Source organism: Flavobacterium sp., from assembly GCF_028712645.1.
Classification (GTDB): domain Bacteria; phylum Bacteroidota; class Bacteroidia; order Flavobacteriales; family Flavobacteriaceae; genus Flavobacterium.
The window spans coordinates 1-12022 of the sequence record NZ_JAQTPQ010000102.1 but is presented as its reverse complement, the minus strand read 5'-3'; the positions used below and the strand labels follow the sequence as shown (position 1 = coordinate 12022).

Genomic DNA, 12022 nt, shown 5'->3' with positions numbered 1-12022 from the left:
AACAGCGCTGCTGATGAAGGAATGCCTCAATTGCTTTCAGACAACAAAACCTTACTTTATAGTAGTAATGGATTTAGCAGTTACGGCAATTATGATATTTATGTTTCTTACAGATTAGACGACACTTGGAAAAAATGGTCAGAACCCATAAATCTTGGTGACAAGATAAATAGTGATAGTTTTGAAGGCTCTCCTTTTTATGATGAAACTACCGAAATGCTTTATTTTACTCGAGTAACCGAGGGGAAATCATCAATCAGCAGAATAAAAATCCCAAAAAACATTCTGATGAAGAATTAAGTTAATCAAGGTTTAATAAAATGTAATATTTCTATACTTCAAGACCTATGAGGTTTTTAAAACCTCATAGGTCTGTTCTATAAATCAATAGTTTAAAATTCAACCTTTAATTAGCATAATTAATAGAAAAATACGAAAAACATCGTATTTTTTTGTTTTTAATCTCTTCCTAATTTTGACTTATAATTTTTAAAATTTTTCAAAATGAAAAAACTACTACTATTCCTCGTGTTTTATTTAAGCATTGGCAACAATTTATTTGCCCAATATACCAAACTATTGGATTTTGACGGCACAGCTAAAGGCAAGTATCCTTATGGCTCTCTCTATTACGATGGTACTTTTATGTACGGAATGACCAGCATCGGTGGGACAAGCGATTTAGGAACGGTGTTCAAAATAAAACCTGATGGTACTGAATTTGCAAAACTATTGGATTTTGCAGGGACTACAAACGGAAGCAATCCTTACGGTAATCTTATTTCGGATGGGACTTTTCTTTACGGAATGACGGTCAATGGTGGCGCAAACAATCTGGGAACTATTTTTAAAATAATGCCAGACGGAACAGGCTATGCAAAACTCTTGGATTTTGCAGATTCGGCAAACGGCAGCAATCCTTGGGGTTCGCTTATTTCGGATGGAACTTTTCTTTACGGAATGACTTTTGGAGGAGGCTCTAACAGTATGGGAACCGTGTTCAAAATAAAGTTTGATGGAACGGGATATACAAAATTATTGGACTTTGCAGGTCTGTCAAACGGAAGAAACCCCAGAGGCTCTCTTTTGTATGATGGAACTTATCTGTACGGAATGACGAGCGTTGGCGGTTCGGATAATTTTGGAACTCTATTCAAAATATTGCCTAATGGAACAGGATATGTAAAACTCTTGAACTTTGACAGCATTACTAACGGAAGAAATCCTTATGGGGCACTAATTTCAGACGGTACTTATCTTTACGGAATGACCTCTGGCAGCGGTACAAACAGTTCAACGAGTTTTGGAACCATTTTCAAGATAACGCCAGCAGGAACAGGATATACAAAACTATTAGACTTTGATGGAGCCGCAAAGGGAAGATATCCTTATGGCTCGTTGTTTTCCGACGGAACATTTCTTTATGGAATGACCTTTGCCGGAGGTGTTGACAATTGGGGAACCCTTTTTAAAATAGCACCCAATGGAACAGGCTTTACAAAACTGATAGACTTTGGCGGCACAACAACTGGGATGAACCCTTGGGGGTCGCTCATTTCCGTGGGAACATCGCTTTATGGAATGACAGGTGGAGGTGGAACAAATGCTTTTTCGGGAGTCTTGTTCAAATATGGAATTTCAACATTGGCTATGGCTAAAAATCAAATGAAAAATGATTTTAAAATCTATCCAAACCCAACATCGGGAGCTTTCAACATCGAAATTGATGAAAATTTAATGGGTGCAAAGGCTATTCTTTACAATCTTTTAGGTCAAAAAGTAAAAGACTTTTCATTAAAATCTACAACTACAAATCAAACTTTAAACAAAGGAATCTATCTTCTTGAAATAGAAAAAGATGGAAATAAAACTGCCAAAAAGCTGATTGTGAATTAAAAAACAATAATATGGTTTACATCTTAATACTAATAATAGGGGCACTTTGTTTTGTGATTTTTGGGCTGATAGTTAATTTCAAAATTAGTAATTTAGACTTCCAGAGGCGCGTAATGCTTCTAGAAGAAATTATTTTGGATATGAAATCCAATCTTGAGGATCAAAATCAAAAAGTAAAACTATCCGAGGATTTAAGATCAAAACTCAAAGCGTCAAATGAAACTTTAAATAATTCTATTTTTAATTTGAATTGCGATATTTTCGAAGAATTGTATTCCAAAAAATAAGTACGAGATATTTTATTATATTTATTAAATAATTTTGAAACACAATTTATGGGAATTTTATTTTTTATTTTCAACTTGTTAATGTTTTTGCCAACAAAAGCCAATCAAAACAAGTCAGCCGTAAGGATGCTTTTACAACAGAAACTGAAAATGTGGGTAATGCCATTGTAGATGGCTTAAATGGTTTAATTAGATAACTGATTTGAATCAAAGAAGCTGACTATCGAACAGCTATTTAATAGCAACAATAAATGAACGAAATAAATAATTAATCTATCAGTATGCAAAATCGAATAAACGAAATTAGCGGTATTTTTGAACTGCAATCTAATGAAAACGGAACGAAAATAGAGATTTTGTTATGAGAAATCTAATTGCCTTTTTAATTTTAATTGGTTGGAATGTTGGATTTTGTCAAACTAAAAAATCGATCGATTCTCTCAATACTATTCCTTTTGCAATACGACAAGAAAAAGCGGCTTCGCTTATTGACGATTATTTACTAAATGCAAAACTCGCCAATAAAATGAATTATAGCTTGGGTGAAGCTGAAAGTTATAGCAACCTGAGTTTGGTATATTATTACGACGGCAAATATGAAAGTGACCTAAAGTATTCATTAAAGGCAATTGCGATTTTCGAAAAAATTAATAATCTAGAAAAATTAGCCTTAGAGTATGGAGAATTAGGTTATAGAATGAAGAAAACGAATTTGGTTAAAGCAATTTATTATATGCAAAAAGGAAAGACTATTGCTGAAAAAAATAATTTCCAAAAACCGCTTCTAAGCATTTACAATAATTATGGTTATCTTAAGGAATTGAATCAGGAAGAGGATAGTGCATTGTTTTTTTACAAAAAAGGTTTAATAATCAAAGAAAAAATTCAAGACAGTGTCGGAATTCCATACAGCCTCAATAATATTGCCTTAATTTATTTGAAACAAAAAAAATATAATGAAGCAACCATATTGCTAAATCTCGCCTTCAAAATAAGACTGAAACTCAAAGATGAGATTGGGATTGCAGAAAATTATTTTTACTTTGGAGATTTAAATTTCAATCAGCAAAAGTTCAGTATCGCACTTGCGTTTTATCAAAAATGTTTAAATATTGCTCTAAAAAACAACTTTTTAGATTTATCAAAAACTTGCTTCAAAGCAATTTCAGAAAGCAATGAAAGATTAGGTAACGCCAAAGAATCGTTGTACAATTATAAAAAATTTAGTCAATATAAGGATAGCTTGTTTAGTATTGAAACAAACTCTAAAATTGCGGCGTTAGAAATTCAATTTGATACCGAAAAGAAAGAAAAACTCTTACTCGAAAAAGATGCCGAAGCCAAACAAAAGAATATACTAATACTTGGGATTTCGGTACTAGCTTTTTTTATCGCCCTAATCGGGTTCCTGATTTACCGCCAACAGAAAATTAAAACCTTACAACAAGTGCAAGAGTTTAAGCTAAAATCAGCCATTTCAAAAATTGAAAACCAAAACAAATTGCAAGAACAACGCTTGAATATTTCTCGTGATTTACACGATAATATTGGGGCGCAATTGACCTTCATAATTTCATCAGTAGATAATATTAAGTATGCTTTCGACATCACAAATGGAAAATTAGATAACAAACTTTCTAATATTTCTAATTTTGCCAAAGATACAATTGTAGAACTTCGGGATACGATTTGGGCAATGAATTCCAACGAAATTTCATTCGAAGATTTAGAAATTAGAATCAATAATTATATTGAAAAAGCAAAGGAAGCCAAAGACCAAATTAGTTTTTCTTTCGCCATTGATCCTGTTTTGAAAACTCAAAAATTGACATCGGTTCAAGGAATGAATATATACAGAACCATTCAGGAAGCCGTAAATAATGCTATAAAATATGCAAATGCAAGTGTTATTTTCATAAATGCAAAAGAAGTTGAAAATCAAATAAAAATCATCATTCAGGATAACGGAATTGGTTTTGATGAGAAAACTGTCGAAAAAGGCAATGGATTGAAAAATATGCAAAAACGCATCGAAGAAATTGGAGGAGAATTTCATCTTTCATCTTCGAATGAAGGAACTCGAATTGAAATTTTGATTTAAAAAATAATGGGATATGATAAAAATAGCTATTGTAGATGACAATTCATTTTTAATAAAAACAGTTCAAGAAAAACTATCCTTTTTTGAGGATTTCTCTTTGAAGTTTACGGCTGTAAATGGTTTAGATTTAATCGAAAAATTAGAAAAAAACCACAATGTCGATTTAATTTTAATGGATATCGAAATGCCAAAAATGAACGGTATTGAAGCAACAAATCTTGTCAAACAAAAACACCCACAAATCAAAATTATTATGCTCACCGTTTTTGATAACGATGAAAATATTTTCAAATCTATAAAAGCGGGTGCTGATGGATATTTGCTTAAAGAAGTAAACCCAAAAGATTTATATCAAGGAATTATTGAAACACTTAATGGTGGTGCAACGATGACGCCTTCAATCGCGTTGAAAACCCTTAAATTATTCAGAAACCCGATGGCATTTGATGCTGTTACAAACACAGAACAATACAATTTGACGGCTCGTGAAATAGAAGTTTTAGAACAATTGAGCAAAGGTTTAAAGTACAATGCTATCGCCGAAAATTTATTTCTTTCTGTGGGAACAATTCGAAAACACATCGAAAATATTTATACAAAACTGCAAGTTCACAACAAGCTCGAAGCCATTCATAAAGCAAAAAATAACAAATTAATTTAGTTTAAAATACGTATTTTATCGTATTTTATTCAAATACCATTTCTTCTACATTTGTGTTGTAATATTTAAAAAATCAACACAAAAATTATGAAAATAAAATTAATCTTTTCGCTATTTATTATTTTAACATCACTTCAATTTGGTTTTTCGCAAACCAATTACAAAACCGTAATGGAACGAAAATGGAATGGCATTGCCCGTTATCAGCTTGATGACAGAAAAATAGGTGAATTGTATGTGTCTACAACCTTGACAAAATTAGTCTATGACGAAAACAATAATTCCTTCACGGCAATTTTAACTTCATCATTTAAATTAGAAAATAAAATCTATAAAAGTGTAGCGAAGGTTTCCGGAATTCTTACTCCTGATACTGGTGAATTTATTTTGCATACCGATTCTGTCCAGTCTAAAGACGATTTGACTCACGGAATGCAATGGTCGTTCGAAGACGTGAAACTTTCGGTTTATCCAGACGAAGACAATCAAGGACATTATATGATAAGTGGCGAAGTTCGCAAAGAAAACTATCTAGCGGACGCCTATCAATTTAGTGATATGGAATTGTCTGATTGGCAAAAATCGATTTTGAATGACAATAAGTACAGACAATGAGAAACTTTTTTAATTGACAGTCATTATTTGTAAAAATCAAACACAATGAAAAAACAAATTGCGCTCCTAATTATCGGTTTATTTTCGATGATGAGCTTTGCTCAAAAAACACCAACTTATTCAAATTATACCGTTAAGGTCGTGAAAAAAACGGCTAAAAAAGTCAATTTAAAAAGCCATCCAAAGGCCAAAGAATACCGCACCAGACTCCAAGGAGCTTTGGCGGATGAAGATGTTAATTTTGCTGGAAAATATATTTTAGCCCAGTGGGGCTGTGGTACTTCTTGTATTCAAGCTGGCATAATTGATGCCCAAACTGGAACGGTTTACTTGCCTGTTGTCTTGCAATGGGTTACACGAGGTTACAATCCTGCCCTTGAAGATTATGAAATGGTAGAATTCAGAAAAAACAGCAAGCTATTAATAATTAATGGAGCTGCTGGTTATGATAAAAAAGAAACTCAAGAAGGATTTTGGTATTATGAATGGACGGGAAAAGACTTTAAATTATTAAAATTTATAAAGAAATAACTAATGAAAACTAAAGTAAAATTAGAAATAGCAGTAATAATTGTATTCATTTTTTCAATTATTTCTTGTCAAAAGAAAGAGGAAAACAAACCCAATATAAAAATTGAAATTGAGAAGTGGAAAAAAGAATTAGTTGTCAATGGAGAAGTAGGAAAACCGTGTCAAGAAAATGTTGATAAATGGTCAGCAGCTAATCCAGAACGATATTATGGACTTCCAAAAGATTCTATAAAAACGAGATCATTCGATGCAAACAATGATAAAATAAATGATGTTTTGCTTTACTTTCCTGCAGGGGATTGTTGCGGTTGTTCTGTAGGAGTTAACGAAGTATCTGATTTCTTGAAACTCATTTATTCTGACGGGAGCGAATTCTTATCAAACGATAATCTTCGTGATAAAATCGCATCAAAAATTGAAACGGAATTTTATAGCCAAACCAATACAGATGTAGAACGAGCCATTTTTTCGGTAACTGATTTCAACAAAGACATTTCAGGCACATATAAACTCTGGACACTAGAAGATCCTGATTGTTGCGCCAGTGTTGAAGGAACTTTCAAATACAATCCATTTACGTTTAAAATTGAAATAACCCATCAAGATGCCAAATAAATTAGAAGACAGAAATTTATATTATGATTGTGAATCTTTAGAAATACCAATAAATAAAACTAAAGTAATCAGCACAATTTTTATAGCAATACTATTTATAGTTTTAGGATTTTGGTTTGTTTTTTCTTTCGCAACAATGCAAACTAAATTTAATCCGCTGTTGATTCAAATTTTAGGAATAGCTTCTATATTGTTTTTTGGACTAGCCTTGATATTTACCATTCCGAAATATTTTGATAAAAGTCCAGGTTTGATTTTTACCAACAAAGGAATTGTCGATAATACAAACGGAACCAGTGTCGGCTTGATAAAATGGAAGGATATTACCGAAATTAAAGTTATTGAAATTTGGAAAACCAAGGCGATTTTGCTTGAAACCAACCAATCCGAAAAATATATTGCAAAAGCAAATCCTAATCAAGCCAAGATAATGCGAGCCAATTTTAAAATATACGGAACGCCATTATGCATCACACCACAAACATTGAAAATAGATTTTGAAGACTTGTATGACTTAATATTTGAGGAGTTTTCGTTGCATAAAAAATACGAATAATTACGTATGGTTTTAGGTTTAATCAAACAGTAATTTTATCAAATAAAAAATAGAAATATGAGAACAAAAATTATAGTGTTTTTTTTGATTGCAATATTTGCAAGGATTAATGCTCAAAATGTGGCTGAAAAAGGGGCAACTTTAGATAAAAATAATGCTCGATTTTGTTTTTTTAGTTCGATCGAAAATGCTGCTTCAGATATTTGTCCTAATGTGCAATTTAATGGTTTTAGGACTAACGATGGTATTGAAAAAGTGGTAAATACAATTACTTCACAAATAGGTTTAAAGCCTAATTTTATTTTAATTCCTTGTCCAAATATAAAAAATGCTGCAGCACTTTTATACAATGATAATTTGAGATACATAGTTTATGACAAAGATTTTCTTGATGGAATTGCAAAAAATGTAAAAACCAATTGGAGTAACACAATGATTTTGGCACACGAAATTGGACATCATTTAAACGGTCATACTCTAAGTAGTGGAAACAAAGAAAAAACCAGAAAGGAAGAACTAGAAGCTGATGAATTTGCTGGTTTTATCTTGGGTAGGATGAGTGCAACTGAACTTGAAGCAACAGCGGCTATGAATGGAATTCCGCATCCTGATTGCGATTTGGAATATTTTTCAGATCATCCTTGTAAAACAAAAAGAGTTGAAGCCATTAAAATGGGATGGAGAAAAGCTAATGGGAAAAAATATGTTCTTTCGGCAAAACAAAAAGCAGCGCAACAAAAGGTGATTCCAGTAGAAAAATCAACCTTAAAAGGAACTTGGTACACCGAATTGGATAACGAAAGAGGAGCCGATGGATTTATACCAATGACGATTTCCTTTATCGATGATACGACTATTCATTACCGATTTTACAGTCAAGATCTTAAAGAAATAACTACCGAATATGATTCGCAATACACATTAGAAGGTGGAGTTTTGATTGAGGTATTGCCATACAATTCGGGTTATTTGGCCAAAGCCCAAGTTCAAATGTTAAGCAGTCGTGCTTTCCTGTTAACTATTATCGATAATGGTATGGAAGGATATGAGGGACTTAAAAGAGTTTTTGTAAAACTTCCAGATCAAAACAACTAACTAAATAGCAACAATATGAAAACTAAATTAGTAATACTGCTTTCTGTGTTTCTTTTCTCGATGTCTTATTCGCAAAAAAAAGAGCCGTCAAAGGCAAGTTTTTCTGCTCCAAAAGTGCTGTTTGCTGATGATTATCTCACAGCTACAATGGACAAAATATTTCAAAAAGAAGGAATTGAAGTTATAAATACGCAACCAACTTATATGGAAATCAATTTAGGCGATGACTTGAAAATTCCTGTTTTTATTGATGTTGATGGAGATAAACAATTTCTAATTTTTAATGGGAGCAATGCACTCAAAGAGGAAACTCCTGTTGCTAAGGCAAAAGAATTGGTTTCGGACATAAACTCGCAAACCAATTTTATAAAAGCTGGATATGATGAAGAAAAAAACCTAATTGAGTTTCGATATTATTTTTGGATAAAAGATGGTTTTACCGAGAAATCATTGGTAAGTGCACTCGAAATGTATCGTTTGGCTTATGTGTACACTTTTTCGTTAGATAAAGAGGAATTGCTAAAATAGATTTTTATGAAAAAAATATTTTTTCTATTGGTATTTTCATCATTGACTATTAATGCCCAGCAAATGATACAAGCTTCCGAAGTTACTCCAGCTTATCTTAAAATTCTTTGTGCTATGTCGGATATTGAAGTCGTAGAGATGAAAGATAATTATCTCAAAATCAATAATGCTATTGATATTTATATTGATTTAGATGCCGAAAACAATTTTTTATTACTCAATAGTTCCTATTCATTATCTGCAAAAACAACTCCTAAAATGGCTTTGGAATTAGTAAATAGAATCAATTCTGAGGTTGTTTTTGTAAGAGCTAATTATAATGAACCCAAAAACAGAATAGAATATAGTTATTATTTTTGGATAAAAGATGGTTTTGTTGAAACATCATTATTAAGTGCTATCGAAATGTATAAGACATCACTAAATTATTCATTAGGAAAGGATAAGGATTTATTAATTCAATAGTTTTTTTTAAAATGAAAAAGGCATTTATTCTATCCATTATCACTATGTTTTCGGTGATTACTTTCGCTCAAAAAAACACTCCAAAATATAGCCAATATCCAGCCAAAGTTGAAAAGAAAACAGCCAAGAAAGTAAATCTAAAAAGTCATTCAGAGGCTAAATTTTTCAGAACTAATCTCAAAAATGCTTTAGCAAATGCTGAAGTGAATTTTGCAGGGAAATACATTCTGGCTTATTGGGGTTGCGGTAGCGGTTGTACTCAAGGAGCTATTATTGATGTTCAAACAGGAAATGTGTTTTTCCCAGTTGAATTGCAAGGTGTTTATGCTGGCGGATTGTCGTTGGGCGAACACGATAAGCTTGAATATAAAAATAATAGCAACTTGTTGGTGATTTATGGATATGCTGGTGGTGGTTTTAACCCAGAAACGGAAACGCAGCACGGAATATACTATTATAGATGGAACGGAAAAGCTTTTAAATTGTTGAGATTCATCAAGAAAAAAGAATGAATAAGTAAATCAGTTTTTTTTAAAAAGCACTCAAATTATTGAAGTAATTATTTGTAAAAAAGCTTGAATATAAAAACTTGAATCTACAAATGAAGCCTAAACACACTTTTTGTATTCTACTTTTTATAGCACTTGCACTAGTTGTTCCAGTTTTTATTAAAACGGTTTTTCCTTCTAAAACAGATACCGTAATAATGGAAAAATACAACAATCAAAAAAATCCATTTTCAGTTTCCAATGACAGTGCTGATATGGTTTGAGAACGAGCATCTCATTTTCTAGAAATGCGAAAATTTGAACTAGTTGGTGGCGATTTGCAAAAAAACGATTCCGTTATTTATATGCCGTATTATAATGATTTTCAAAAAGGAACTTCATTAAAAATTGAACGAAAACTAGTTGGAGATTCAACTACTTTCACAGTAAATGTCTGGAATTCCGGAAAACCTGTAACTATGGGAGCAAAAGAAATTGCACTGTATATGGCAACGGAATTCGATAGAAAGAATTCAAAAAAATACGAAAAATAGCGTATTGTATGACTTTTGTTTTTATTATTTCTTTGATTTATAATTTTAAAAAAAATGAAATTTATTGAAGCTTTGTACGGAAGTCAATATTATGAATTGTCAACCAATGGAAAAGACGGAATGAAAGGTCGTGTAAACGGAAACCTTTTATTAAGTGCTTTTTTAACGCTTTTTATTCTTTTGGTTTTAATGCTTTTATATTGTTTTTCTATAAATTTTGAACAATTTTTTTTAGAAAAATTCCATAATTATTTTGCCTATTTTTCTGGAAAAACTACTGGGAAAATTGTAGCCATTCCAATATTTGCATTGATTTATTTTATCATTACAAAAACAGTTGGAAGTCAAGAAAATTTCATAAAAAACATAAATAAATTTATGAAACATACTGACTTGGAAAAGCAAAAAGCCAATAGAATAATTATCAAAACATTTATGATTATAGTGTTTTTGATTTTTATTTTAACATTTTTTGAAGGTTTTTAAATTGATAAAAAACACGATAAATAACGTATGGTGTGCAATTTATTCATTTAATATATTTACGGAATATTTTTTCAAAAAAGAGAAAAGAATTTAACAAAAGAATTCTTTCTAATTAGCATTATTTTAAGTTCAAAACAGATAACAATATCATTCACAATTAGTTTTATGAAAAATATAAATCAATATAAATCCATTTTAAAAAAATCATTAGGTGGTATATTCTTAATATTCATAGGGTTAGTCGCTATGTATTATTATATATATTTAACATTCGAAGATAGTAAACTAGGCAATAGTATCTATTATTCTTTCAAAGGAATTTTAATTGGCCCAGCCTTATTTGTAATGGGTATTTATGTTTTAGCATTTACAGATGGAGGAAAATTTTCTATTCAGGATTTATCTTCAAAAGAAAAAAGGAATTTTTATTTCGCATTATTTGTTGGATTTGCACTTGGATTTTTAGCCCTATACTTTGTCAATCATAATTTAGAAATTTATGGATATGATACCTCAAATTTATAAGAAGATGAAAATCAAAATTGCTTTTCTCGTTTTAGTTACAACTCTGTTTTCTTGCAAAAATGATAGATTGACAGATAGCTATATTTATTTCAACGAACCACAACCTATAGATGTTGAGGATGCAACTAGTTTTTCAAATAAATATGTTGGAACTTTTGGCAGAGATTATTCGCATCGTTTGAAAATCGAATCCAAGTATGTTATAAAAATCGAAGTAAATAGTTTTGACGCTACCAAAAAACAAATGGATTCGTTACCTGATGTTGAGTTTAGAAATAACATAGTTTATGATAAAACAACTCAAAAAGCCTATAAAACCTTTGTGAAAAATGATACTATTCAATGGGAAACAGAAGAATTAGACACACTTTTTTCATTTTCAGCAAACGAAACTTCAAAAATTTATAAATCGACTTTGATTTTGAATAAGGAAATAGACGGCAATTATTTGGTAAACATTATCAAATTTAATTTTTCAAACAATAAATACATACAATTGGGCACACGGAAAGATTTTGTGAAAATTACGGATCAATTGAAAATTCCTTTTGATGTTAATGTAGAGAACAACGACACCATTTTTGTGGTACTAAAACCCAGTCGAGCCGATTTTAGAAAA

17 protein-coding genes and 1 pseudogene are annotated in these 12022 nt (G+C 31.1%); all 18 read left to right on the top strand.

The genetic code is table 11. The annotated features are described in order from the left end of the window. A pseudogene (locus PHC28_RS09310) lies at window positions 1–300 on the top strand (hypothetical protein); the annotation flags it as partial. A 204-nt stretch (window positions 301–504) separates the two neighbouring features. Then, window positions 505–1896 (top strand): choice-of-anchor tandem repeat GloVer-containing protein, encoded by a 1392-nt coding sequence (locus PHC28_RS09305; RefSeq protein WP_300099128.1) that lies wholly within the window; start codon window positions 505–507, stop codon window positions 1894–1896. 113 nt (window positions 1897–2009) lie between these two features. Further along, window positions 2010–2183 carry a hypothetical protein gene (locus tag PHC28_RS09300; RefSeq protein WP_300099126.1) on the top strand — a complete coding sequence of 58 codons (174 nt, stop codon included), beginning with the start codon at window positions 2010–2012 and terminating at the stop codon, window positions 2181–2183. Window positions 2184–2544: 361 nt separating this feature from the next. After that, window positions 2545–4284 (top strand): tetratricopeptide repeat protein, encoded by a 1740-nt coding sequence (locus PHC28_RS09295; protein ID WP_300099124.1) that lies wholly within the window; start codon window positions 2545–2547, stop codon window positions 4282–4284. 13 nt (window positions 4285–4297) lie between these two features. Beyond that, a complete protein-coding gene (locus PHC28_RS09290) occupies window positions 4298–4945 on the top strand; it encodes a response regulator transcription factor (protein ID WP_300099122.1) in 648 nt (215 codons plus the stop codon). Window positions 4946–5032: 87 nt separating this feature from the next. Continuing rightward, window positions 5033–5560, top strand: coding sequence for a hypothetical protein (locus tag PHC28_RS09285; protein WP_300099120.1), 528 nt, complete (start codon window positions 5033–5035; stop codon window positions 5558–5560). A 45-nt stretch (window positions 5561–5605) separates the two neighbouring features. Next, window positions 5606–6091, top strand: coding sequence for a hypothetical protein (locus tag PHC28_RS09280; RefSeq protein ID WP_300099118.1), 486 nt, complete (start codon window positions 5606–5608; stop codon window positions 6089–6091). A 3-nt stretch (window positions 6092–6094) separates the two neighbouring features. Beyond that, on the top strand, window positions 6095–6706 hold the full coding sequence (locus PHC28_RS09275) for a hypothetical protein (RefSeq protein WP_300099116.1): 612 nt from the start codon (window positions 6095–6097) through the stop codon (window positions 6704–6706). Then, window positions 6696–7262 (top strand): STM3941 family protein, encoded by a 567-nt coding sequence (locus tag PHC28_RS09270; RefSeq protein WP_300099114.1) that lies wholly within the window; start codon window positions 6696–6698, stop codon window positions 7260–7262. The genes PHC28_RS09275 and PHC28_RS09270 overlap by 11 nt, the downstream gene beginning before the upstream one ends. A 57-nt stretch (window positions 7263–7319) precedes the next feature. Next, complete coding sequence (locus tag PHC28_RS09265; RefSeq protein ID WP_300099111.1) at window positions 7320–8357, top strand: hypothetical protein; 1038 nt, start codon at window positions 7320–7322, stop codon at window positions 8355–8357. A 15-nt stretch (window positions 8358–8372) separates the two neighbouring features. Beyond that, window positions 8373–8885 carry a hypothetical protein gene (locus tag PHC28_RS09260; RefSeq protein ID WP_300099108.1) on the top strand — a complete coding sequence of 171 codons (513 nt, stop codon included), beginning with the start codon at window positions 8373–8375 and terminating at the stop codon, window positions 8883–8885. A gap of 6 nt (window positions 8886–8891) precedes the next feature. Continuing rightward, window positions 8892–9350: a hypothetical protein gene (locus PHC28_RS09255; RefSeq protein ID WP_300099104.1), complete on the top strand. Its 459-nt coding sequence runs from the start codon at window positions 8892–8894 to the stop codon at window positions 9348–9350. Window positions 9351–9361: 11 nt separating this feature from the next. Continuing rightward, entirely contained in the window at window positions 9362–9862 is a 501-nt protein-coding gene (locus tag PHC28_RS09250; protein ID WP_300099101.1) for a hypothetical protein, read from the top strand. Window positions 9863–9951: 89 nt separating this feature from the next. Further along, complete coding sequence (locus PHC28_RS09245) at window positions 9952–10122, top strand: hypothetical protein (RefSeq protein WP_300099098.1); 171 nt, start codon at window positions 9952–9954, stop codon at window positions 10120–10122. Window positions 10123–10146: 24 nt separating this feature from the next. Beyond that, window positions 10147–10392 (top strand): hypothetical protein, encoded by a 246-nt coding sequence (locus PHC28_RS09240; RefSeq protein ID WP_300099096.1) that lies wholly within the window; start codon window positions 10147–10149, stop codon window positions 10390–10392. A 54-nt stretch (window positions 10393–10446) separates the two neighbouring features. Next, window positions 10447–10878 (top strand): hypothetical protein, encoded by a 432-nt coding sequence (locus PHC28_RS09235; RefSeq protein WP_300099094.1) that lies wholly within the window; start codon window positions 10447–10449, stop codon window positions 10876–10878. A gap of 165 nt (window positions 10879–11043) precedes the next feature. Beyond that, the gene (locus tag PHC28_RS09230; RefSeq protein ID WP_300099091.1) at window positions 11044–11403 is read left to right on the top strand and encodes a hypothetical protein; all 360 of its coding nucleotides are present in this window, start codon (window positions 11044–11046) and stop codon (window positions 11401–11403) included. A 4-nt stretch (window positions 11404–11407) separates the two neighbouring features. Next, window positions 11408–12022 (top strand): hypothetical protein (locus PHC28_RS09225; RefSeq protein ID WP_300099088.1); only part of this gene is annotated, 615 nt, incomplete at its 3' end.